This window comes from Micromonospora sp. NPDC005215, from assembly GCF_040607915.1.
Lineage (GTDB): Bacteria > Actinomycetota > Actinomycetes > Mycobacteriales > Micromonosporaceae > Micromonospora.
In genome coordinates this window covers 1-24270 of record NZ_JBEXHQ010000053.1, presented here as the reverse complement: position 1 = coordinate 24270, position 24270 = coordinate 1, and the positions used below count along the sequence as shown (strand labels likewise).

The window sequence follows — 24270 nt, the reverse complement described above, 5'->3', positions numbered from 1 at the left end:
CTAGCGGTCAACCGACCGGTGAAGAGGGCCCCGCCCGTACGACGGCTGCGCTGCCGCCTGAGCGTGCTACCCGGGACGCCGCCGGCTACCGGTACCCACCGGTTCGATCACCTGCCGGAACTCCTTCGGGAGCTGGGCCACCGCGTCGTCGAACTCGTCACGGGAAACAGCCTCACGCAACGTGGTGAGCACCGCGCGGACCCCGGCACCGGCGAGCGCACGGTCGACGGCCGGGTGGTCCGCCACCCGGCGCACGAACTCGTCGAGCCCGAACGACTGGGCATGTTCCTGCCTTCTATGCGGTGGCGCTTTGCGCAGGTGATCGTCCAGCCCGTCGGGAAGCTGGTAGGCAAGATCCTCGGCCTGGCCGGCGCTGATCCGATCCGCCAATGTCTCCAGCGTGGCGCTGGTGAGCGTCGCCGCCTGATCAGTCGACACCTTCGCCCGCGTGGCCACTTCGTTGATGAAATCCTCGTATTCCACCTGATTCTCCTCTCCGGCCCGATCGCCGTCGAACCGTCGGTTAGGTGCACCCCTGACCTCAATGCGCCGTGTTTCGGGGTTCGGTGCGTCTTGCCCACGCGTAAGGGTCAAGGCCGGCGCTCGACGCTGTTCGGGTCGATGTCGCCTGATGGGCGTCACGACGTGTTCGAACTCGCTGGCCCCTGGGTTCCCGGCGGCGGAGGAAGGATTCCCTGGCGTTCCCGCTCCTTGAGCTCGCCCGTGATCCCCAACTGGTTGTCGCAGAGCGCCCTGGTGCCTCGTCAGCCTGTCGGAACCGGGGGTGACCGTGCCTCATCCCGATCGGGCGAGTCAGGAGTGGTGGTTTCGCCACGCCTGCCGGCTCTGGTACAGGGCGGCTGTCACCTCGCCGAGTGTTCGCCGAAGGCGTGTCCACGACGGTTCCTCGCCGGCATCGTCCGCGTCATCGGCGTAAGCGACGAGAACAGTGGCCGTCGTGGCCGTCGCGCAGGAGGCAGCGCCGGCCGCCAGGCAGCCGCAGGTCGCAGAACACCCGGTGGCGCAGGAACTGTTGATCCTCCTCGGAGACGGTGGTCTCCCCCGGGTCCGCCATCGGCAGCACCAGCATCCAACGACCGATGACCCGGGCCAGACGTTGCGCCGCAGGTAGGTCGGTGGCGACGACGGGCAGGTGGATGACGTACCGCTGGCTCATCGGGCCTGGTCCCGCTCGTTGCGGGCACGGGCCTGGTCGGTCTGCCAGCGGCGCAGCCCGGCCTTGATCCGGGCGGTCTCGCGGCGGCTCTCGGCAAGCGCGGCGTAGACGGCGGCCATGTCGATGGCGACCCGGTCGAGGAAGGCGTACACGTCGTCGGGGTTCAGACCGCGACGTCCGAGCCCGGTCGGCACGAATCGGCGCTCACGCACCTGCCACGGCAGCAGACTGGTGTACGCCGCGGAGCGGTAGGTCGCACCACTACTCGCCGTCCCTGGTCGCTGGTTTCTGGCGTTCGTGTCCATGTCGGCCTGCCTTCCTAGCGCGGAGGGGCGAGGGGTGTTCGGGGAAGCACGGCGACCGTTCGGGGGGACCGGCCGGCCGCCGTGCTGTGATCAGCCTGCGACAGTCCGCAGTGGAAACGCAACGTTCTAAACCGCAGTTTCGCTGTTGTGCATTGACTTTCTTTGTTGAAACCCGTAGGAGTTGCAGGAGCAGGTCACGCAGCGTTGCGTCCTGGAACCAGGGAGTGTGCGGATGCCCGATGACATCGGATCGACAGTGCCGCGCCGGCAACTTGGCCGACTGCTGCGGCAGTTCCGCAACGAGGCCGGGGTGACGCTCGACGCCGCCGCCGAAGCCCTCGAATACAGCCGGCAGAAGATCTGGCGCCTCGAATGCGGCCAGGGCTCAGTCCGGGTCCTCGACGTCAAGGCGATGTGCGAGTTGTACGGGGTGTCGCCCGAAATGACCGAGGCGATGCGCGGGCTGGCTGCGGAGACGAAGTCGAAGGGCTGGTGGCACGCGTACGGCGATGCGGTGCCGAACTGGTTCGAGCTGTACGTGGGGCTGGAATCCGCCGCCTCCCGCCTCCGTCGTTACGACGAGTCCCTCATCCCTGGAATTCTGCAGACCAAGGGGTACGCCCACGCGCTCTACCGGCTCGGCGGGATGCTGAGCGAGGATGAACGTGAGCGCGCGGTCCAGGTCCGGCTTCAACGACAGGCGTTGCTCTTCCGGCGGTTGCCGACTGCCCCCAGGTTGGAGGCTGTGCTGTCCGAAGCGGTGCTCCGCCGGGCCGTTGGTGGCCCGTCGATCATGATCGCGCAGCTCAATCACCTGACCAAGCAGTCCGAGCTGCCGAACGTCAGTGTCAGGGTGCTGCCGCTGGCGGTCGGTCCACAGCCCGGTGCGGTCGCGGGGTCTTTCGTGATCCTCGACTTTCCGGCGACCAAGGGAGGCCGTGCCGCGCCGGAACCGTCCGTGGTCTACAGCGAGTCGTTGACCGGTGCCCTGTACCTCGACAAGCCCGACGAGTTGGCCGCCTACGAGCGCGTCTGGCGAGGGCTGGATGCGCTAGCCCTCGGCGAGGCAGAATCGACTGACATGATCAAGCGGATCGCTGGGGAGATGCGGCATGACTGACCTGAGCGGCGCCGTGTGGCGCAAGAGCACCCGCAGCGGCGACAACGGCGGCGACTGCGTCGAGGTCGCCACGAACCTCGCTGAGGTAGTCGCCGTCCGCGACTCCAAGGACGCCGAGGGGCCGACTCTTCGGTTCGGACGTCGCTCCTGGCTCCGGTTTACGGGCGCTGTGACGTCTGCGGGTCTCAGCAACCGATGAGCCGGACCCCCGCGCGGCCGTCGACGCGACGTGTCGTCTGCGATGCTGCACGCCATGGACGATCTGAAGGGCCGCGTGCGGGCGTTCGCGGAGGAGCGGGACTGGCAGCAGTTCCACACGCCCAAGAACCTGGCCATGGCCCTCGCCGGCGAGGTCGGTGAACTGATCGCCGAGTTCCAGTGGCTCACACCTGAGCAGGCCGCGGCCGTCATGTCCGACCGAGAGGCCGGTGACCGGGTCAAGGCCGAGATCGGCGACGTGATGATCTATCTGACCCGGCTCGCCGATGTCCTCGACATCGACCTGGTCGAGGCGGCCTCGACCAAACTCGAGGAGGTGGCTCGTCGCTACCCGGTCGACCAGGCTCGCGGGTCGGCGGCGAAGCGATAGCGGGAGGTAGCGTCAGCATGGCGCTGAGTTGATCTCTTCGCTAGAGTCCATCACGTAGGAGCGCGTCACGACGGGCTTCCGGCGACTGCCGGACACGCCCCCCATGCGCACGATCATTTCGTGCTGCCCGGGGGCAAGTGTTGTCAGCATTCCGTACGTCCGCCGTTGGTCTGCTGCGCTTGGCTGGCGGCGGCATGCTCGAAGACCGGATCGTGGAGCAGATCGGTCGCAACGTGAGTCCGGCGGAACGCCGCGCCTGGTCGCGGAGCCTTGAGGTACTGGGGCAGGATCTCGCCGACGCGGGCCTCGGCCAGGTCGAGATGCTTGTCGAGTATCAGTTGCCGCTGACAAGCAAGCGGGTCGATGTGGTTCTCGCTGGCGTGGACCCGACGACCACCGACGACTCCTACGTGGTCGTGGAACTGAAGCAGTGGTCCTACGCCGAGTCCTACGAGGGCTCCGACACCCTGGTGGCCGTGGAGCACGCGCGCGGCCCTCGGCTCCATCCCGGCGTTCAGGTTGAACAGTACTGCGAGTACCTGACCGACTTCCTCGGCATCCTCGCCGGGCATCACGACCCGGTGCGTGGGGTGGCGTACCTGCACAACGCGACCGACCGCGACATCAGTGACCTGTTCAATCGCAGAGCGACCGAGCAGAGCCGGATCTTCACGAAGCAGCGGCGTGGCCAGTTCCTCGACTATCTCCGCACTCACCTGGCACCGACGTCAGGTGCTGGGGCGGCGGACCGCTTCCTTTCCAGTTCCGTACAACCCAGCCGCCACCTGTTGCGGTACGCCGCGCAGGAACTGAAGGACCGTTCGCACTTCACGCTGCTGGACGAACAGCTCGTGGCGTACGAGTTGGTGCTGCACGCCGTTGAGCGGGCGCGATCGGCGGATCGCAAGTCGGTCGTGGTCGTCTCGGGTGGACCGGGCAGTGGCAAGAGCGTGATCGCGCTGTCGGTGCTCGGTGAGTTGGCGCGCCAGAACCGCTCCGTCATGCACGCGACGGGCTCACGGTCGTTCACCCAGACATTGCGTCGGTACGCCGGTAAGGGGTCGACCCGGCTGAAGAATCTCTTTGGATACTTCAACAGCTTCATGTCCGCCGATCGCAATGGACTGGACGTTCTGATCTGCGACGAGGCCCACCGCATCCGGGAAACCTCCGTCAACCGGTTCACGCCGAAAGCTAAGCGGGAGAAGGCTCGTCCGCAGATCGACGAACTTATCGCCGCGGCCAGGGTGCCGGTGTTCCTGCTCGATGAGCACCAGGTGGTGAAGCCGGGCGAGCTGGGCAGTGTCGAGGTCATCTCGTCGTACGCGAGGCAGCTCGACCTTGAGATCGAGGTCGTGTCGCTGCACAGCCAGTTCCGCTGCGGGGGCAGCGAGACGTACGAGCGATGGGTCGTCGACCTACTCGGTCTCGACGGCGGTGAGCCGTCGGTCTGGACCGGCGACGGGAGGGTCGACCTGCGCCTCGCCGAGTCGCCGGAGGAGATGGAAGCCTTCCTCGCCAACAAACAGGCGTCCGGCGTCAACGCCAGAATGTCCGCCGGGTACTGCTGGCCGTGGAGTGATCCGCGTCCGGACGACAGCCTGGTACCGGACGTGCTGCTCGGCGGCTGGTCGCGACCCTGGAACGTCAAGAGCGACCGCAGCGTCGGCGATGCACCAGGCAGCGCGTTCTGGGCGACCGACCCGAACGGTTTCGGCCAGGTGGGCTGCGTCTACACCGCGCAGGGCTTCGAATACGACTGGTCTGGCGTCATCATCGGGCCGGACCTGGTTGCCAGGGACGGCCATCTGGTGACCCGACGCGATGAGTCGAAGGATCCAGCGTTCCGCAGTCGCAGGTCGGTCAGCGACGCCCAAGCGGATCTGCTCATTCGCAACACCTACAAGGTCCTGCTCACGCGTGGGATGAAGGGCACGATCGTCTACTCGACCGATCACGAGACACGGGAGTACCTCGCCTCGGTGGTCAAGGTGATTCGGCCGGTCGAGACGGTCTACGAGACGGCCGTCGGAGACGATCTCGGCTGACGACGGGTTGGGCTCGGCAGCACGACACGTGCGAAAAACGCTCGCGATCCGGTGCCAACTGGTCAAGGGACGTCTGGGCGAGCAGGTCAGCGCGACGACTCCGGTGGCCTATGGTGAGAAATCGGGCATCCGGTAGGCGGGGTCCGGTCCGGGCCGTGGAATTCACGCTGTTCAGCCGGAGGGTGGACCGATGACCGAGTACGCCCGCGACGCCGACGACTGCTGAGATGGACTGGGCCGGATGGGCGTTGTTCGGGTTGGTTGCCACCGCGGCGCTCACCGCGGCGATGATCACCGCTCAACTGGCCGGCCTCACTCGGCTCGACCTTCCCCTGGTGCTCGGGGCCTTCGTCAGCGAGGATCCCGATCGGGCCCGCGTCGTCGGGTTCTTCCTCCACCTCTGCGCCGGTCAGGGTTTCGCCCTCGGTTACGCGGCCGCCTTCGCGCTGTTGCACAGCGCCACCTGGTGGATCGGGGCGCTGTTCGGGATTGTGCACGTCGGGATCGCGCTGACGGTGATTCTGCCGCTGCTTCCTGGTGTCCACCCGCGGATGGCCTCGCAACGGGCGGGGCCGGCCAGCACGGCGGTGTTGGAGCCGCCCGGGCTGTTCGCCGTCAACTACGGCATCCAGACCCCGCTGGTCACGGCTGTCGTCCACGTCGTCTACGGAGTCTTTCTCGGGCTGCTCCTCCAAGCCAGGTGACTCCAGCGCGGCTCGTCGAGGAGCGATCTCCATGACTGGTGGGCCTGACACGATGCGTCCGCGGCCCTTGCCACCGATCAGCGACTACGGGCTGCTGGGCGACACGCGCACCGCCGCGCTGGTCGCGAGTGACGGCGGGATGGACTGGCTCTGCGTGCCCCGCTTCGACGGCGACCCTCTGTTCGGCCGGCTGGTCGGGGGCCCGGACGCCGGAACGTTCCGGGTCGGCCCGGCCCGGCCGGCCACTGTCGTCGATCGACGGTACCGGCAGCACACCGCCACCCTGGAGACCACCTGGGCGGTGGGCAGCGGCCGACTCCGCCTCACGGAGGCGATGGTGGCCGAGGTCAGCGGTCGCCTGTTGCCCACGACGCTGATCGTGCGACGGCTGTCGGCCGAGCAGGCAGCGGTCGACGCGGTGGTGGAGTTCGATCCCCGCCTTGGCGAACGGCACCGCCGGCCCCGCGCGCAGCACCGGCGCCAGGGCCTGGTGTGTGAGTGGGGGGCGCTCGCGGTGGCGCTGGACAGCACGCCCACGTTCAGGATCGAACCGGGTCGGCCCACCTCAATCACGGTCCGGCCGGGTCGTCCGGTCACCCTCGTACTGGCCGTGGCCCACCGCGAACCGGTGATCCACGTCGAGCCGACGGCCGCCTGGGAACTGCTCATTGAGGACGAGGCCCGCTGGCGGGCGTGGACCGGGGAGATCGACGAGCGGCTGCCGTTCCGGGAACACGTCACACGAAGCCTGCTCACCCTGCGGCTGCTGACCTACTCGCCCTCGGGAGCGCCGGTGGCCGCACCCACCACGTCATTGCCCGAGGATCCCGGCGGGGGACGTAACTGGGACTACCGCTATGTCTGGCCCCGTGACGCCAGCATCGGCGTCAGCGCCTTCCTCAGCGTCGGCAAGACCGACGAGGCCCGCGGTTTCCTCGCGTGGCTGTTGCATGCCAGCCGGTTGCAACGGCCACGCCTGCCGGCGCTGCTCACCCTGTATGGCAGGCACGTACCAGCGGAACGAGAACTACCCGGTTGGCCCGGCTACCTCGACAGCCTTCCGGTACGGATGGGCAACGGTGCCGCCGGTCAACACCAGCTCGACGGCTACGGCTGGGTGATCGACGCCGCCTGGGCGTTCGCTCAGGCCGGACACCTCCTCTACGCCGAGACGTGGCGGGCGGTGCGCGGTTTCGCCGACGTGGTCGCCGGTTGTTGGCAGGAGCCTGATGCCGGTATCTGGGAGGTACGGGAGCCCGCCCAACACGTCCATTCCAAGCTCATGGGCTGGCTCGCCCTGGATCGCGCCCTGGCCATCGCCGACACGCACTCCCTGCCGGACCGTCAACGTCGACGCTGGCGGAAGGCCCGAGATGCCATCGCCGCCGACGTCCGAACGCGCGGCTTCGACCCGACGGCGGCCAGCTACGTCCGCAGCTACGGCTCCCGGGATCTCGACGCGGCCCTGCTCGTCCTGCCGCTGCTGGAGATGGACCGGGCCGAGTCACCCCGGGTGCAGGGCACCATCGACGCCATCCGGGACAGGCTGTCCGCCGGCGGTCCACTGCTCTACCGCTACCCGCCCGGACGTGACGGCCTCCCCGGCACCGAGGGCGCGTTCCTGCCCTGCTCGTTCTGGCTCGTTCAGAGCCTTGCCCGCACCGGGCGTCGCCGCGAGGCCGTCGAGCTGTTCCAGGCCATGGTTGACCACGCCAGCCCACTCGGCCTCTACGCCGAAGAAATGAACCCCGCGACGGGTGCGCACCTCGGCAACTACCCCCAGACGCTGACCCACGCCGCGCTCATCCAAGCCGCACTCGCCATCCGAGACGCCCCGCACCGGTAGGGTTCCGATCATGACGATTCCGCACCTGACGGCCGCCGACGGCACCGCCCTGCCGGCGATCGGACTCGGCACGTACCGACTGAACGGCTCGGCGGGCGTCGACGCGATCGGTCAGGCGATCCGGACGGGTTACCGGTTGATCGACTCGGCGGTCAACTACGAGAACGAGGGCGCCGTTGGCCGGGCCGCCCGTTCGGCCGGCGACATGCGGGACGAGTTGATCGTCACCTCGAAGCTGCCGGGGCGGCACCACCGCTACGACGAGGCGCTGACCACCATCGAGGAGAGCGTCTTCCGCACCGGCCTCGACCGGATCGACCTGTACCTGATCCACTGGCCGAACCCCAAGGTCGACCTGTACGTGCAGGCGTGGCGGGCGTTGATCGAGGCGCACGAGCGCGGGCTGGTGCGGCACATCGGTCTCTCCAACTTCCTGCCGGAGCACATCGAGCGGCTGGTGGCCGAGACCGGGGTGACCCCGGTGGTCAACCAGATCGAGGTGCACCCGTACTTCCCGCAGCAGGAAGCGCTCGACTACCACCTTGAGCACGGCATCCTGGTGCAGGGTTGGAGCCCGCTCGGCCACGGCAACGACCTCCAGCAGCATCCCGTCGTCGTGGAGATCGCGACCGTGCACGGCATCAGCCCGGCGCAGACGATCCTCGCCTGGCACGTGGCCCGGCAGGTGATCCCGCTGCCCAAGGCCGCCTCCCCGCAACGGCAGACCGAGAACCTGGACGTCTTCGGCATCAAGCTCACCGACGCGCAGGTCGAGGCCATCACCGCGCTGGGCCGCCCGGACGGGCGGCTCGCGGACCAGGACCCGGCGGTGTACGAGGAGTTCTGACGAACCCCGGGCCGCGGCGGAACGGTAGGGCCGGGCAGGCGGATGCCGTGCTGAGCGTTATGACTCTGAGGTATAAATATACCGCTGAGTCATAACGCTCACCACCACGTCCGCCGCCGACCGCCGACCGTCATCGGCACGCCGGCCCGGGCACCTACACGAGCCCGCCGAGGGCCGGGTCGCTGATGCTGTCCTTGCCGTTCTCGACATGACCCGCGCAGCGGTACGCGAAGTCGCCGTCACCGGCGACGGAGGCCGTCAGGTCGTACCAGCCGTGGGTGCGGGCGAGCGCCCACGTCGCGCGCTCGGTGCCACCAGGGCGCAGCGACAGCTTGACCGGACGAGCGTTGTACCCGTCCCGGACGGTCACCTCAACCCGCTTCGACCCACGGTTCTTGAACGTGAGGGCGACCCGGTAATCGCGCTCGTCGTACGACGGGGTGACGTCGAGGTGGGACCGGCCGCCCGCGAACCGGCGGAAGAACCCGTTCGGGCCGTGCACCGACAGGTCGTAGGAGGACTCGACCTGCCAGGTGTCCGTGAGGTGCTTGCCCGGCTCGACAGTGAAGCTGCGCGGGGCGTCCGCGCTGCTGGCCTGGCGGACCTGGAAGACCGCGGCAACCCCACCGGAGTTGCGGAAATCGATCCGGAGCGCGTCGCCGTCGACCCGGGCGTCGGCGTGCAGGGTGTACGGGATCGGCCGCGCCGGGCGTACACCGTGCTCCTGCTGTGGCAGCCGCTGGTCCGCCGGCGGGACCGGCACCTCGTCGGGGTGCCGGACCAGCTCCTCGGGCTTGAAGTCGTCGGTGTCGGGCAGCCTGACCTCGCGCGAGCGGTTCGGGTGCCGGAAGTCGAACGCCGTGGTCAGGTCGCCGACGACGGCCCGTCGCCACGGGGTGATGTTCTTCTCGATCAGGTCCGGACGGCCGTGCCCGAACCGCGCCTCCAGGAACTTGATCAGTGAGGTGTGGTCGAAGACCTGCGAGTTGACGTAACCGCCGCGCGTCCACGGCGAGACGATGACCATGGGCACCCGGATACCGAGGCCGTACGGCCCGGCCGGGTGCTCGGCATCGCCCGGGAAGATCTCGTTGGTGGTCGGCACTGTCGACTGCCCGTGCGCGCGGGTCTGCGGGGGCGTCGGCGGGACCACGTGGTCGAAGAAGCCGCCCTCCTCGTCGTACGTGATGAAGAGCGCCATCTTGCTCCACACCTCGGGGTTCGCCGCGAGGATGTCGATGACCTGCGAGATGTACCAGGAGCCGTACGCCGGTTCCCAGTTCGGGTGCTCGCTGTACGCCTCGGGCGCGGTGATCCAGGAGACCTCCGGCAGGCGTCCCGCCTCGACGTCGGCGCGGAAGTCGGCAAGCAGCGCCTCCGGGTCGCGGCCCTGGGTCCTGATCTCCGTGCCGGTCTTCGCCTTGTCGGCCAGTGGCGTTCCTGGCTGCGCGTTCTGGTACTTGTGGAAGTAGAGCAGCGAGTTGTCGCCGTAGTTGCCGATGTACGGGTCGTTCGTCCACCCCCAGGAGCCGGCGGCGTTGAGGCCGGTGCCGACGTCCTGGTAGATCTTCCAGGAGATGCCGTTGCGCTCCAGCCGCTCCGGGTAGGTCGACCAGTCGTAGCCGGCCTCCGCGTTGGTGATGACCGGGCCGCCGCCCCTGCCGTCGTTGCCGACCCAGCCGCTCCACATGTGGTAGCGGTTCGGGTCGGTCGGGCCCATCAGCGAGCAGTGGTAGCTGTCGCAGACGGTGAACGCGTCGGCGAGCGCGTAGTGGTAGGGCAGGTCCTGGCGGGTGTGGTAGGTCATCGCCGTGACGCCCTTGTTCGGCACCCACCTGTCGAACCGGCCGTCGTTCCAGGCGGCGTGCCCGTCGTTCCAGCCGTGCGGCGGGTCCGGCAGGAAGGTCTGGCCGAGGTCCTGCACCTCGGGGCGGAACGGCAGCAGCTCGCCGGCCCCGTTGGGCTGGTGCCACACGTCCTTGCCGGACGGCAGGGTGGCCGGATGCGGATCACCGAAGCCGCGTACGCCGCGCATGGTGCCGAAGTAGTGGTCGAAGGAGCGGTTCTCCTGCATCAGGATGATGACGTGCTCGACGTCCTTGATCGAGCCGGTCCGATTGTTCGCCGGGATGGCGAGTGCCTTGCTGAGGTCCAGCGGGAGCGCCGCGCCGATCGCAGGAACGCCCATCGCCTTGAGGAAGGTACGTCGATCTACCGTGCCCATAACTCCGCCTTTGTGCGACCTGGTCGAGAAACTGGCGACCGGACGCTACCGACGGCGGGTTGACGGCAGATGACGGTGATTAGTTGGTTTTGCGACCACTCGACGACCGGCTGCGGGCCGCGCTCGGGCTCATCCCGTGCACCCGTTTGAAGGCGGCGCTGAAGCCGAAGGCGTCCGCGTACCCGAGGTGTCGTGCCACGGCGGCGACGGTCGCCGTGGATCCGGCCAGCATGTCGGCGGCCAGGGTCATGCGCCAGTCGGTCAGGTAGGTGAGCGGTGGTTCGCCGACCAACGAGGTGAACCGTTTGGCCAGTGTGGATCGGGAGACTCCGGCCCGAGTGGCCAGGCTGGCCAGGGTCCACCGCCGGCCCGGCGCGTCGTGCATGGCGCGCAGCACGGGCCCGACCGTGTCGTCGCTCAACGCGCGGTACCAGCCGGGAGCCTCGGTGTCCGGCTGGTCGAACCAGTCCCGCACCGTGCACACCAACAGCCAGTCCAGGAGGCGGTCCAGCACGACCTGCCGGCCGGGCCGACCCGCGTCGAGCTGCGCGTCCAGGTAGTCGCGTAGCGCGGCGCAGTCGTGGTCGTCCGGTACGACCAGCACCGGCGGCAGCGCGCCCAGCAGCCGCTGGGGCACCAGATTCCGAACGTGGTACACCCCGACCAGCAGCACGAGGTGGTCGGTGTGGTCAGTGCCCGCCGGGTCGGCCGGGCCGGTGTGGCCACGCCGAACGTCCCGCAGTTCCCCGGGCGCGAAGCTCGACCGTGGCTCGGCGGAGAAGACGAACGGCGCTGGGCCGCGCACGGTGGCGGCCTCCCCGACCCGGACCAGGCGGGGCTTGTCGCTCTCGGGATGGGAGATCCACCCCTCGCCGCGCATGGGGACGCAGAGCGTCAGCGGGGCGCCGTCGACGAACCGCAGCGCCCGCGGCGGCGTCAGCACCGACCGGCCGAAGGCCGCGCCGTCGGCGTGCACGCCCCGCAGCAGACTGTCGAACGGGTCCATGACATCGACGATAGATCGCCGACGACAGTGCCCGGACGATCGGACATGCGCGGCGTACGACGGCACATGTACCGTCCGCGACCGGATCGGTTGACTTGTGGTCATGACGACAGACGCAGGTTCGATACTCGTGCTGGCCGGGACCGGAAAGACCGGACGGCGGCTGGTCCGGACGCTGCGGGCGGCGGGTCAGCAGGTCCGGGCCGCCTCCCGCTCCGGTGAGGTGCGGTTCGACTGGTCGCGGCAGGCCACCTGGGGACCGGCGGTGGAGGGAGTCTCGGCGGTCTATCTGCTGGCACCGGAGGACCCCGCGCTGGCCGCCGACTTCGTGGCGCGGGCGGTCGACTCGGGCGTCGGTCGTTTCGTGGCGTTGTCCGGGCGCGGGATCGACCAGGTCGGCGGCTTCTCCCCGGGCATGGTCGCCGCCGAGGAGGCGGTACGGAAGTCCGGCGTCCAGTGGACGATCATCAGGCCGAACAACTTCAGTCAGAACTTCAGCGAGGACCTGTTTCGTCAACCACTGCTCGACGGTCGGCTGGCGCTGCCGATGGACGACACCCCGGAGCCGTTCGTCGACGCCCAGGACATCGCCGACGTGGCCGCGACGCTCCTGACGGCACCCGGTCACCACGAACAGGTGTACGACCTGTCCGGTCCGCGCGGGCTCACCTTCGCGGCAGCGGTGGCGACGATCGCCACGGCGTCCGGCCGTTCGATGCGCTACGTGGAACTCACTCCGGAGCAGTACCAGGCCGAACTGCTGGCCGAGGGCTATCCGGAGGAGGCGGCCACGGCGCTGAACATCCTGTTCGCCGGGATGCGGGCGGGCCACCTCGCCGAGCCGGCCGACGGGGTGCGTCGGGTTCTCGGACGCGACCCGATCGACTTCGACAGCTACGCCGCCCGGGCCGCGGCGGCCGGGGCCTGGGCGTAGCTCCGGGAGCGCACGAGCGGCGTAACAGGTGATCTGCCCGCATATCGTGAGCACCCCGACGTACCGTGGGAACGTGCCGACGAGAGACGTACTCACCAAGGCTGACCTCGCCGAACTGCGCCGCTCGGCGCTCGGGACGGCCGACCCGCTCGGTGTCGCCGCCGACGTCGCCGAGGCGGCGGAGCAGGGCCGGCTGGAGGATCCGGACGACGCCGGGGACGCCCTGACCCTGGCCGCCGAGATCGCCGAGATCCGGGCGCGACCCGAGGCAGCCCTGCGGTACGCGGAGCAGGCCCTGGCCGCGTACCCGTCCGGGGACGACCCGCGCGCCGGGTTCGCCCGGGCGCTGCGGTCCCGGGCCCTGTTCCGGGCGGGGGGTCGCGACGACGAGGCGATGGCGGAGTTGACAGCGCTGCGCCCGTTGCTGCTCGTGCAACCCGACGCCCCCGCCTACGTGAGTGCCGCGCTGGACGCCGGTGGTCGTTCGGCGACCGCCGAGACGTGGCTGAGCGAGGCGGCCGACACCCTGCTGGCCGACCGCGCGACCGCGGCCGGGAAATCCGCGCAGGCGATCACCGCGACCGACCCGGTGGCGGATCTCGGTCCGCCGGACGCGCCCGGTGTCCTCTTCTTCCTCCTGCAACAGCGACACCGGGTACGCCGGAATCTGAACCTGCCACACGATCGGCAGGACGACCTGGCGGACCGGCTGGAAACCCAGCTGGTGCGCCGGGCCGGCGAGCGCCGGGACGCCGGATCGGATCTGCTCTTCTGGCCACGGTCCGAGTTCGATCGGCTGCTGGCCGAGCACGCGACGCTGAGCGAGGTGTACGGGCCGGACTGGGACGCGCATCGGGGCCGGCTGGAGAAGGAGCTGGTCCGGCTGAGGGGTGCCGGTCAGGCCGGGCTGGGCGTGTTCCGCGCCACAGTGGACGGGCTGCACGCGTTCGCCGGTCGACGTGACGGCGACCCGACCGACACGGCGGTCCGGGCGGGGTACGCGGCCGAGGTGCAGGCACGACCCAGCGCGCGGATCCCCTGGCCCCCGGAGCGCAACGACGCCTGCTGGTGCGGCTCGGGCCTCAAGTACAAGAAGGACTGCCTGCCGCGCTCGCGGTAGCGGGGGCATCGGCGTCGTCCCGGCTGCGACATAATCCCGTCTGTGCTGAAGGGGAAACGGCGGGGGATTCTCGGCGGGGTCGCGCTGCTGGTGGTGGCGCTTGTCGGTGCCGGTCTGTGGCACTACGTCCACCGCCAGGACGACCCGACTCACGACAGTGCCGTGACCGACGCCGCGCAGAAGGTCGACCGGGTCCAGTCCAGATTCGAGGCCGACCACCTCTACCAGGCGGACAAGTACGTCCACTCCGCCAGCCAGGACCCCGACGTCGCGGTTCTCACGGTCACCGGTGAGACGCACTGGCAGACCGGCGTGACGTTGGTGCTGCGGGTGACGGGGCACGGGGTGGAGATCGGCGCGGACGGTTCGACGATCGACGAACGTGACGAGGCGATCTGCTTCCGCCTCCGGCTCGGCCCGCGCGACGACCGCCGCGACGACGACATCGAGTGCCCGCCCGACGATCCCCTCCAGGTTGCCGAGGACCCGTCGCTCGACGGAGTCGACGACCGGCTGAAGAGCGCTCTACAGGCCGTCGGCCCGGACGAGGCCGCGGTTCGCGCGGCGCTCGACGACCTGAAGCTGGACCCTGCCATCGTGACGGAGGTGACCGCACAGGACGGCAGGGTCGGCGTCGCCCTGCGGGCCGCGCAGTACGACTGCCTCCTGGCCCGCGTCACCGGCAACGGTGCGGAGCTGTGGCGGCCGGCGCACACCCAGTTGGCCCCGGGTGAGCTGTCGTGCGCCGCGCGGGTCGCCCTGAGCAGCAACTTCGGTAAGGGGCTTCGGTGAGCCTCGCCTCCCCGGGAGCCCGCTGATGCGGTCCGGGTCGGCCCGTCGCGTGGCGGCGTCCACCGTCGCGGCGCTGCTGACGGCACTCTGCGTACCCCTGGGTGTGCACCTGGCGCGGGAGCGGCACGACCCGGCTCCGGCGCGGCAGGCCCCGGCTCCGGCTGCGGGTCGCGACACGCAGCACTTCGCTGTCACCTGGGCCGCCAGTGCCGAGCGGCAGGGCGCCGGGCCCGCCGAGCGCAGCTACCGGCTCGTCGTCCGGACCAGCGTCGGTGGGGATGCCCTGCGGATCCGGCTGACCAATGCGTTCGGCGAGCACCCGGTCACCTTCGCCAGCGCCTACGCGGGGTTGCAGCGCCAGGGTGCGGAGCTGGTTCAGGGCAGCAACCGGGCGCTGACGTTCGGCGGGCAGGCCTCGGTCACCGTTCCGGCGGGCGAGATGATCCTGAGCGACCCGCTGCCCGGCGAGCTGGCCCCCGAGAGCAACCTCGTCGTCAGCCTCCGCGTCACCGGCGCGCTGGGCATGCGCAGCGGCCACCTCCTGGCCCTGCAGACGTCGTACGCCACCGCGGGTGATCACGCCGCCGAGGAGGCGGCGACCAACTGGACCGAGACGCTGAACTCCTGGTACTGGTTGGACGCCGTCAGCGTGCTGACGTCCACGGCGATCAGCTCGGTGGTCGTCCTTGGCGACTCCATCACCGACGGGTTCGCCTCCAGCACGGACACCAACCGGCGGTGGCCCGACCACCTGTCCCGGCGACTCCGGGCCGCGCCCGGCAGCACGGTGCGGGGAGTGGCAAACGAGGGCATCTCCGGCAACAAGGTGCTCGCCGGCGGCGCCGGACCGGCCGCACTGGGCCGGTTCGATCGCGACGTGCTCTCCCATCCCGGGGTCGACACGGTGTTCGTCCACATGGGCATCAACGACATCAAGGCCCACACCGGCGTCACAGTGGACGACCTGACCGCCGGTTACCGGCAGTTGGTCGACCGGGCGCACGCGGCGGGCAGGTGCGTCGTCGGCGCCACGGTCATGGCCTACCAGGGCTGGCCCGAGTACGACGACGCCGGTGAGGCAGTGCGCCAGGGCGTGAACGACTGGATCCGGCACAGCGGCGTGTTCGACGCCGTTGTCGACTTCGACGAGATCACCCGCAGTCCGGACGACCCGCGGACGCTCCTGCCGTTCTTCGACAGCAGTGATCATCTCCACCCGAACGACAGGGGCATGCAGGCGATGGCCGATGCCGTCGACCTGGCCGTGCTGGGCTGCGACCGCTGAACGATCTGACGTCCCCGGCCCCGGCCGGTCGTCGCCGTGGCGGGCCGGGCGGGGCGCTGCTGGTGATCTCGGGGGCTGACATGCCCCGGCGGGACCGATAACGTCCATCGCTGGACGATGAACGTCCGCCAGACGCCACCGGAGGAGACCGTCGATGTTCGAGGAGTTCATGGGCCTTCCCGCCCACCCTCTGGTGCTGCACGCCGCTGTCGTGTTCGTCCCGCTGCTGGCCCTCCTGACAGTCGGCTACGCGTTCGTCGCGCCCATCCGGCCGCACACCCGTTGGGTGCTGGGGCTGCTCGCCGTGGGAGCGCCGGTCGCCGCCCTGCTGGCGAAGCTGTCCGGGGACGCCTTCTTCGAGCGGATGCGTGCCGCCAACCGGGTCACCCCCGAGTTCACCCCGAAGATCGAGGCGCACCAGGAGTTCGGCGACATCACGTTCTGGGCGGCCCTCGGGTTGGCGATCGTGGCGCTGGCACTGGTCCGGTTCGTCCCGCCGAGGGCCGCCGAGGCGAGCGCCACCGACGACGGGCGGCCGGGTCGAGTCCTGACCGTGGCGTTGCAGGTGCTGTCGGTGGTGGCCGCCGGCATCGTCGTGTACTACGTGATCCGCACCGGCGACTCCGGCGCGAAGGCGGTCTGGGAGGGGCAGTGACCCTCAGGCCACCTCGTCGCGTACCCGCCAGGACACCGCGACGAGCCAGCCGGAGATGAGCACCGCTCCGACGGCAAAGCGGATGCTCGCACTCTCCTCGCTCCACGGCAGGGCGGTGAGCACGAACGCGACGGCACCGCTGGCAGCGCTGTAGAGCGCCCATCCCCGGCGGCCCTGGCCGGCGAAGCGTCGGGCGATCAGCAGTCCGGCCGCGATGAGCGACAGGAACGCGGCCGCGCCGCACACCGTGTGCAGGATGCTGCCCGTGCTGGCCTGCTCGGGCAGCCCGCTCGGGGCACCGGGTGGCCAGCCGAGCGCCGGATCGGGGACGAAGACCGCGCCGCCGACCATCGCCACCCCGTAGACGCCGACCAGCACCGGCACCACCGTCCCGGCCCGACCCGGACGCAGTGCCCGCCACAGGCCCACCGCGAAGGCGACGGCCAGCACGCCGGTGCCCGCGAACGCGATGAACTGCAGCCAGCCGAGGTCACCGAGGGTGAGTGCGCTCACCGCGTGCCGGCGCAGGTCGAACCCGGATCGGGTGAACGCCTGCCCGAACGACAGGGCGGGAAAGAGAACGCCGGCCAGCGTGCCGCAACCCAGCAGGAGCCGGGTTCGAGGGAGGTGGGTCTCGGGGACGGTCGTCCGGGACGTCATGGGCGTACCTCTCGGGTCGGCGTCACGTTCTACCCGTCACGACGAACGAGGCGAGCCCGGATCGACACTGCCCGGCTGCGAATCTGGCGGGGTGCTGGTGCGGCCCGGTCGGAGGGTTCGGGCCGCACCAGCGGGGTGACCGTCAGCCGGCGTTGTACGCCCGGATGATGGTCTGGTCGATGCCGCTACCACCGTTCGCGGTGGCCTTCACCCGCAGCGAGACGGCCTGCCCGGCGGCGGCCTTCGGCAGGGCGACCCGGTAACTGTCGCCGCCTGCGGTGACCCGGGCCGACGTCCAGGTGGCGCCGTCATCCGTCGAGGTCCACGCCTGGAACGACGTCACCTTCTGCGCCTTGACTCCGTGCGCCTGCCGGATGGCCAACTCGGCAGTCGCGCCGGTGACGTGGTTGGTGGTGTCCATCGGCAGCGCGTAGTCCACAGCGAGCAGCGGCAACGGCACGCTCCCCGTTCCGTCCGGCCCGGCGGACCGGAACGTCCAGGAGGTGTTGACAGTGGTCGAGATCGGCAGGATCAGGCTCGTGTCGACGTCGAGGTTCAGTCGGTAGTCCGCCATCTGCTGCGGCACTGTGAAGTCGGCGAGTGGCCGGTTCCGCTCGTCGACCAGCTTGCCGTCGCGGTACAACGACAGCTTGCGGTTCACGCCGATCGAGTCGCCCTGCAGGCAGTCGGCCCGCTGGTGCTGGTCGGTGAGGGTTACCAGGTCGATGTGCAGGTTGCCCCGGGTGCGCGACGGCGCGGTGGCGCAGCTGTAGTCGGCGCCGGCCGGGTCGTCGTACCAGCCGGAGTGCAGCGGCTGCCGCGCCCAGACCTTGGCCTGCCGGCTGCCCGGCTGGTAGCTGCGCGGCGCCTCCTGGGCCGACAGGCCACCGTAGACGCCCTCGTCGGCCCAGAGGTAGCCGGGCGACAGGTAGTCGGTGCGGTACGGCGGCAGGTTCCCCTCGTGGGTCTCCGTCACCCACACCCCGTCCGGCGTGAAGCCGCTGCGGATCAGCTGGGTGACCATCCCCTCCGAGTCGGTCTGGTGGAACCGCTCCTCGATCCGGGCGAGTTTCGCCTGCTCGGCCGCGTTCACCCGGTACGCGGGATCGGCCGGAACGCCGTGCGGGTACTCGTGGACGAGGTTGTAGCGGTACGGCTTGGCCGTGCCGGCCGGTGAGTCGAGGTTGACGGCGGCCCAGCTGCGCAGCGATCCGACACCGGGCTTCGGCAGTGCGGAGGTGCGGACGGCAGTAGCGATCCCGTACCCGCTGATCTGGTTCCACCAGGACAGACCGTTCACCGCGGTCTGGACGTTGGTGAAATCAATCTTGGTGGCCTTGGTGGCGACTCCGTCGACAGTGGCCGTCAGCGGCTTGGCGCGCGCCGGGTCGAGCGTCACGCTCCGGTTGCCTGTGACGTTCAGGTCGGTCTCGCCGACAAGCGTCGTCTCCAGCACGTCGCTGTCGACGTAGTAGGCGACGGAGGAGCCGAGCACCGAGTACCGGCCGGCCGGTACCCGCAGCGTGAAGTCGTCTCCGGGCGTACCGCCCGCCCCGCCATAGTAGATCACCGGGTCGGTGAGGTTGGTGATCGCGAGGTTGATCCAGCTCTCCGCGCCGTCCTTCAGCCCGGACAACGGCTTCGTGTGGATCGTCAGGTCATAGCTGGGCTGTTCGACGTAGAAGCTCACCGGCGTCGTCGCGACAAGCTTGCGGCCGGCGGTGCTGGCGGTGACGGTGGCCAGGTAGAAGCCCGGCCGGGCGGCCAGCGCCGCGCGGTTGACCCGCACTGTCGCCCCGGCGGTTGCGCCGCGCCTGAGCGTCAGCCGGTTCGTCGACAGCGACGCCGCGCCCCGCGGCACCGGCTGACCGTCGTGGTTGACGATCGACACGTCGAGGTCGAGGACAGCCGCCGACTCACCGGTCCAGCTCAGCTTCGCCTCGCTGGTCCCGGACTGCGGGTACGCGAAGGTGCCGAGGTTGACCACCGGCTGGTTGCTGGTGGGGCCGCCGAGGGCGCTGGCCGCGTTGAGCCGGCCGGCACCGACGGCGTACGCGTCGACGCCGGTCAGCGGGTCGGCGGCGCCGACGAGCGCGGCCTTGAGCTGCGCGCCAGTCCAGTCCGGGTGCCGCTGGGCGAGCAGCGCGGCGGCGCCCGCGACGTGCGGGCTGGCCATCGAGGTGCCGCTGATCGCCTCGTAGTGCTCGTCGATCGGGTCCTGCAGGTTGGTGCCGGCGGCCCGCGCGGCGACGATGTCGACGCCGGGCGCGACCAGCTCCGGCTTGGCCACGTTGCTGGTGACCAGCGGCCCGCGGCTGGAGAAGTCGGCGAGCTTGTCGTTCCGGTCGACCGCGCCGACGGTCAGCGCGCTGGCGGCGGAGCCGGGCGAGGAGATGGCTCCGCCACTGTTGCCGGCGGCGATGACGAACAGCACGCCGGTCTGCCTGCTCAGACCGTCGACGGCCAGCGACAGCGGGTCGTTGCCGTCGTCGGGGTCGCTGCCGCCGAGGCTCATGTTGATGACGTCGGCCCGGGAGGCGGCCCACTCCATGCCCGCGATGATCCCGGAGTCCTCGCCCGAGCCGTGGTCGTCGAGGACCTTGCCGATGACCAGCTTGGCGTCCGGCGCCACGCCGCGACGCTGGCCGTGCGCGGCCGCGCCGGTGCCCGCGATGGTCGACGCGACGTGCGTACCGTGGCCGTTGTGGTCGACGGCGTCACCGCCCTCGGCGGTGAAGTCGGACCGGTCGGCGACCCGGCCGACCAGGTCCGGGTGGGTGAAGTCGGCGCCGGTGTCGAGCACCGCGACCCGGACGCCGGTGCCGGTGTAGCCGGATTTCCAGGCCTCGGGTGCGGCGATCTGTCCCAGGTTGCGGTCGAGGTCCCGCCGCTGTCCACCGCCGGTCAGCGCGGTCGCGCGCACCTTGCGGTCGAGCCAGACCTTCTTCGCGCCGGCGAGCAGCGAGTTGGTCGCCAGCTTCGCGGTGGCCGGGCTCTTCTTGGGTACGCGGCCGGCCACCGCGCCGATGCTGGGCAGCGGCAGTACGTCACCGAGCGCGGCGACCCGGGCGGACGCGGTGGCGGGTTGCACGATGAGCGGCAGCTCCGCGGAGTTCTCGTCGTCGTACCCGTCGGCGATCAGCGTGGTGACGTCGAAGAGGTCGGGGTCGAGGACCGAGCCGATCTGGGACGCGACGCGGGCGGGGATGACGTGCAGGTGGCCGTCGGGGCCACAGGTCTGGCGGAGCACCGCGTTCTCGTCGGCCGGCCGGACGGTGGCGTGCGGGCATCCGGAACCGGTGCTGCGTACGGTCACCACGTCCCCGGTCAGCAGGGTGACGGTGTGCGTCCTGCCGTCGATCGAGGTTGCGGGTGGGCCGGTCAGGCCGATGCCGCTGGGTCCCGCTGTGGCAGTGCCGCCCGGTAGGGCGGTCAGCGTCGTGGCCGTGACGGCGACGGCCAACAGCCACCGTGTTGTCCTGAGCATGCTGCTCCTCGTCTTATGTGGACGAAAGCGCCTCTTCGGGCGACTTCCCGCAAGATCATATGCACGAGTACGTGATCTTCGGAGGTGTTCGACGACAGGTTTTTCCGCTGGTGAGGCCCGGATTTCCGCAGCGTGTCACAGCGGGCCGCGGTTCGATGACGTTTCGATTGCCGCCCACCTCTTCCAGATAGGCACATCGTGGATAGATGGCACATCTGGCTCCGAAGGGATCGACGGGACCCGAGCCCGGACCTAGCATGGCCACGAATGGATCTTCGAGATAGGCCCCTGCCGACACCCGGCGACCAGCCCAACCGAAGGGAGACGCGCATGCGTCGACCCCGCCATCTGGCCCTACTGAGCGTCGGTGTGTCCGGCGCCCTGGTCCTGACCGCAGCCCCCACCGCGACTGCGGCCCCGCCCACGACCACCACGCCCACCGGCATCGTGGTCAGCGACGGCATGACCCAACCGGTGTTCTCGCTCGCCGACGCGATCGAGGAGCGGGTGTTCGTCCAGACCCCGGTCGACACCGATCACGACGGTCGGCTCGACCGGGTGGCGATCGACATCTCCCGCCCCCGGGAGACCGCCACGCAGGGCTTCAAGGTGCCTGTCATCTTCGAGCACAGCCCGTACCGCAAGGGCACCTGGGGTGACGTGCCGTACCCGAGCGTGCTTGTCGACGACCTGCCGCAGAACGGTCTGACCGACCACTCCGGGCGGCGGGCGCTCGACGCCGGCGTCCAGCGGGCCCAGGCCAAGGCCAACCTGCCCGGCTCGCTGGACGACTACTACGTGCCCCGCGGGTACGCGGTGGTGCTCGGTCAGAGCGTCGGCACCGGCGACTCGGACGGCTGCCCCACCAGCGGCGACCAGGCCGAGACGCTCGGCACCAAGGCGGTCATCGACTGGCTCAACGGCCGGGCGAAGGGGTACGACGCGAACGGCGCCCCGATCACCGCCGGCTGGACCACCGGGGCGGTCGGCATGACCGGCGTCTCCTACAACGGGACGCTGCCCAACCAGGTGGCCACCACCGGGGTCAAGGGACTCAAGACCATCGTGCCGGTCTCCGCGATCAGCAGCTGGTACGACTACTACCGGGCCAACGGTCTGGTCGTCGCGCCCGGTACGTACCAGGGTGAGGACCTCGACATCCTGGCCCAGTACACCGCCGGGCAGGCCCGGGCCGAGGGACCCTGCGCCGACGAGCTGGCGACGATCACCGCGGAGCAGGACCGGGTCACCGGCGACTACTCGGCGTTCTGGCGGGACCGCGACTACCTCGACGCCGGCAACGTCAAGGCCAGCGTCTTCGTGGTGCACGGCCTCAACGACTGGAACGTGAAGACCGAGCACTTCGCCGGCTGGTGGGACCAGCTCGCCAAGCGCGACGTACCGCGCAAGATCTGGCTGCACCAGGGCGGGCACGGTGGCCCGGGCAACAGCGCGTCGGTGACCCTGCCGAGCGGCCAGACGTGGACCTACAAGCAGACCGAGAACCGCTGGTTCGACTTCTGGCTGTGGAACGTGCGCAACGGCATCATGGACGAGCCGACCGCGGTGCTCCAGCGCGAGGACCGCGCCTACACCACGTACGCCAACTGGCCCGACCCGGCCGCACGCGCGGTCGGCCTGCGGTTCGCCGCCACCGACGCCACCGCCCCGGGCGCGCTCACCACGGGCAAGCCGCCGAAGGCGAAAATCGAGCAGAGCTTCGTCGACGAGGGCCGGACCATCCACCCGGACACCCTGGTCGCCAACCCCGACACGGCGAGCGCGAACCGGCTCGCCTACCGCTCCCCCGCGCTGACCCAGAACGTCCGCATCTCCGGACGCCCGGAGATGCGGCTGCGGATGGCGATCGACAACAAGCCGGACGCCAACCTCACCGCGTACCTGGTCGACTACGGCCCGACCGGGTCGACCGCCGCGCCGACAGTGGTGACCCGGGGCTGGATGGACCCGCAGAACCGCAAGAGCGCCGCCCGCACGTCGCCGGTGCGGCAGGGCACGTTGGCCGACTACCGGTGGACCCTGGAGCCGAAGGACTACATCTTCCCGGCCGGGCACCGGATCGGCGTGGTCGTGTTCTCCAGCGACCAGGAGTACACCCTCCTGCCGTTGGGCGGCACCGAGCTGCGGGTAGCGCCGAACGACAGCGAACTGCGGCTGCCGGTGGTCGGCGGGCGGGGCGTCCTCGGGTTCTGATCCCGTCCCCGCATCCAGGTGGGGCAGCCCGACGCGTTCGGGCTGCCCCACCCGCGCGACTGAGCACCTGTACGCCCCGCACACCGCACCGCTGGGCACTCGCACATCCGCACACCCGCACACCCGCACACCCGCACACCCGCACGCCCGCACCGCTGGGCACTCGTCGCCGCTGGGCACTCGTCGCCGCTGGGCACTCGTCGCCGCTGGGCACTCGTCGCCGCTGGGCACTCGTCGCCGGTCGCGGCGACAGGCAGCCTCCCTGCATGATCGTGTTCGATCCTGGTTGTAGTGGTCTCGTCCGCACGGTGAGGGACCTGGTTCCTGGATCGAGCGCGATCGTGGGGGTTGTGTCAGCCGGGGTGTGCCGGTGGCGGCGTCCGGTATCGCCACCCCGGTCCCAAGATCCGCGCAACATCAGGGAAAGTGCTGCCTCGCTGCGATCTGAGGCAGCACTATCCCTGATGTTGCTCAGATCTTGGATCGTGTTCGGTGTGGGTTGCTGGGCGTGCTGTCCGGTTCACGGGTTTCGGGTGGGGTGGGTGTCCGGTTTCGCATCCCGTGTCCCGTGGTCGGGGTTACCCCGGTCGCGGAATCGTGGGTGGGGCGGGGTCGTTATACCTGGCATGCCGCCGCGACCTCGGGTCGTGGCGTGCGGCAACCCCCAGGTCACCGCGGTCACCACCCCGTGGCCGTCGGCCCCCTGGGAACACCCGCCGGGTCGCCGCGGTTACATCACCGGCCGGCCCGGTTCGGAAGAAACGCTGGCGGAATGATTCGCTGCCCCGGACCGTTGCACCACCCTCCGGGACACCCCGAGCAGGACCCCGCAGGGCCGCCGGGCTGATCCCCTCGAACTTCCCCGCATGGCCACGCACCCCCCTTGTTGAGTGCTGTGTGCGTTTCCCCCGATGCAGAGGAGCACGCCATCATGCGTACCGATCTGATCCGTAAGACCGCTCTGACCGCTGCTGGGCTCGCGTTCACCGGTGGTGCCATCGCCGGACCCGTCACCGCCGCGTACGCCGCGTCGGAGGCGAAGCCGACCTCGCAGACCCAGTCCGACCGCAAGGGTCATGGTGAGCGGGAGTTGGGTGTGCGCTACGAGGCGCAGCCGAACTTCTACTACTGCGGCCCCGCCGCGACCCGTAACGCCCTGAGCGTGCAGGGTAAGAACATCAACGTCGATGACATGGCCAAGGAGATGGGCACCACCGAGGCCGGCACGAACTCGATCAACGACATCACCCCGGTGCT

At 70.0% G+C, this 24270-nt stretch carries 21 protein-coding genes; 14 read left to right on the top strand and 7 right to left on the bottom strand.

The genetic code is table 11. The features are described 5' to 3' along the window. Positions 1-66: 66 nt before the first annotated feature. The 3 genes from ABZU25_RS29040 to ABZU25_RS29030 form a co-directional block, all read right to left on the bottom strand. Complete coding sequence (locus ABZU25_RS29040; protein WP_355032542.1) at positions 67-483, bottom strand: DUF2267 domain-containing protein; 417 nt, start codon at positions 481-483, stop codon at positions 67-69. Between the two features lie 442 nt (positions 484-925). Next, on the bottom strand, positions 926-1177 hold the full coding sequence (locus ABZU25_RS29035) for a hypothetical protein (RefSeq protein ID WP_355032541.1): 252 nt from the start codon (positions 1175-1177) through the stop codon (positions 926-928). Next, positions 1174-1482 (bottom strand): DivIVA domain-containing protein, encoded by a 309-nt coding sequence (locus ABZU25_RS29030; protein WP_355032540.1) that lies wholly within the window; start codon positions 1480-1482, stop codon positions 1174-1176. Before ABZU25_RS29030 ends, ABZU25_RS29035 begins: the two co-directional genes overlap by 4 nt. A 232-nt stretch (positions 1483-1714) precedes the next feature. Here ABZU25_RS29030 and ABZU25_RS29025 point away from each other — a divergent pair, with 232 nt between their 5' ends. The 7 genes from ABZU25_RS29025 to ABZU25_RS28995 all read left to right on the top strand — a co-directional run bounded on the left by ABZU25_RS29025 (position 1715) and on the right by ABZU25_RS28995 (position 8636). Then, positions 1715-2602 (top strand): helix-turn-helix transcriptional regulator, encoded by an 888-nt coding sequence (locus ABZU25_RS29025; RefSeq protein ID WP_355032539.1) that lies wholly within the window; start codon positions 1715-1717, stop codon positions 2600-2602. Then, complete coding sequence (locus ABZU25_RS29020; protein ID WP_355032538.1) at positions 2595-2801, top strand: DUF397 domain-containing protein; 207 nt, start codon at positions 2595-2597, stop codon at positions 2799-2801. The genes ABZU25_RS29025 and ABZU25_RS29020 overlap by 8 nt, the downstream gene beginning before the upstream one ends. A gap of 54 nt (positions 2802-2855) precedes the next feature. Beyond that, positions 2856-3191 (top strand): nucleotide pyrophosphohydrolase, encoded by a 336-nt coding sequence (locus ABZU25_RS29015; protein WP_355032537.1) that lies wholly within the window; start codon positions 2856-2858, stop codon positions 3189-3191. 140 nt (positions 3192-3331) lie between these two features. Next, a complete protein-coding gene (locus ABZU25_RS29010; RefSeq protein WP_355032536.1) occupies positions 3332-5239 on the top strand; it encodes a DUF2075 domain-containing protein in 1908 nt (635 codons plus the stop codon). 227 nt (positions 5240-5466) lie between these two features. Continuing rightward, positions 5467-5943, top strand: coding sequence for a hypothetical protein (locus tag ABZU25_RS29005; protein ID WP_355032535.1), 477 nt, complete (start codon positions 5467-5469; stop codon positions 5941-5943). 31 nt (positions 5944-5974) lie between these two features. Next, complete coding sequence (locus ABZU25_RS29000; RefSeq protein WP_355032534.1) at positions 5975-7789, top strand: glycoside hydrolase family 15 protein; 1815 nt, start codon at positions 5975-5977, stop codon at positions 7787-7789. A gap of 10 nt (positions 7790-7799) precedes the next feature. Continuing rightward, positions 7800-8636, top strand: a complete 837-nt coding sequence (locus ABZU25_RS28995; protein ID WP_355032533.1) for an aldo/keto reductase — start codon at positions 7800-7802, stop codon at positions 8634-8636. A gap of 154 nt (positions 8637-8790) precedes the next feature. Here the strand turns inward: ABZU25_RS28995 and ABZU25_RS28990 are convergent, their stop codons facing one another. Both ABZU25_RS28990 and ABZU25_RS28985 read right to left on the bottom strand, forming a co-directional pair. After that, positions 8791-10860 carry a phosphocholine-specific phospholipase C gene (locus ABZU25_RS28990; protein WP_355032532.1) on the bottom strand — a complete coding sequence of 690 codons (2070 nt, stop codon included), beginning with the start codon at positions 10858-10860 and terminating at the stop codon, positions 8791-8793. Between the two features lie 79 nt (positions 10861-10939). Continuing rightward, complete coding sequence (locus ABZU25_RS28985; protein WP_355032531.1) at positions 10940-11866, bottom strand: AraC family transcriptional regulator; 927 nt, start codon at positions 11864-11866, stop codon at positions 10940-10942. A 103-nt stretch (positions 11867-11969) separates the two neighbouring features. Here ABZU25_RS28985 and ABZU25_RS28980 point away from each other — a divergent pair, with 103 nt between their 5' ends. From ABZU25_RS28980 to ABZU25_RS28960, 5 genes are all read left to right on the top strand, one after another. After that, a complete protein-coding gene (locus ABZU25_RS28980) occupies positions 11970-12800 on the top strand; it encodes an NAD(P)H-binding protein (RefSeq protein WP_355032530.1) in 831 nt (276 codons plus the stop codon). A gap of 73 nt (positions 12801-12873) precedes the next feature. Beyond that, entirely contained in the window at positions 12874-13920 is a 1047-nt protein-coding gene (locus ABZU25_RS28975; RefSeq protein ID WP_355032529.1) for an SEC-C metal-binding domain-containing protein, read from the top strand. Between the two features lie 42 nt (positions 13921-13962). Then, positions 13963-14712: a hypothetical protein gene (locus ABZU25_RS28970; RefSeq protein ID WP_355032528.1), complete on the top strand. Its 750-nt coding sequence runs from the start codon at positions 13963-13965 to the stop codon at positions 14710-14712. A gap of 25 nt (positions 14713-14737) precedes the next feature. Next, a complete protein-coding gene (locus tag ABZU25_RS28965; protein ID WP_355032527.1) occupies positions 14738-15997 on the top strand; it encodes an SGNH/GDSL hydrolase family protein in 1260 nt (419 codons plus the stop codon). A gap of 154 nt (positions 15998-16151) precedes the next feature. Further along, positions 16152-16652, top strand: coding sequence for a DUF2231 domain-containing protein (locus ABZU25_RS28960; protein WP_355032526.1), 501 nt, complete (start codon positions 16152-16154; stop codon positions 16650-16652). A 3-nt stretch (positions 16653-16655) separates the two neighbouring features. Here ABZU25_RS28960 and ABZU25_RS28955 read toward each other — a convergent pair whose 3' ends face one another. Then, complete coding sequence (locus ABZU25_RS28955; RefSeq protein WP_355032525.1) at positions 16656-17312, bottom strand: DUF998 domain-containing protein; 657 nt, start codon at positions 17310-17312, stop codon at positions 16656-16658. 142 nt (positions 17313-17454) lie between these two features. Further along, positions 17455-20799, bottom strand: a complete 3345-nt coding sequence (locus ABZU25_RS28950) for a S8 family peptidase (protein ID WP_355032524.1) — start codon at positions 20797-20799, stop codon at positions 17455-17457. A 330-nt stretch (positions 20800-21129) separates the two neighbouring features. On the opposite strand from ABZU25_RS28950, the gene ABZU25_RS28945 reads away from it, so the two are divergent. Both ABZU25_RS28945 and ABZU25_RS28940 read left to right on the top strand, forming a co-directional pair. After that, positions 21130-23013, top strand: a complete 1884-nt coding sequence (locus ABZU25_RS28945; protein WP_355032523.1) for a Xaa-Pro dipeptidyl-peptidase — start codon at positions 21130-21132, stop codon at positions 23011-23013. Between the two features lie 931 nt (positions 23014-23944). Beyond that, on the top strand, positions 23945-24270 hold a 326-nt coding region (locus tag ABZU25_RS28940), incomplete at its 3' end, for a C39 family peptidase (protein ID WP_355032522.1).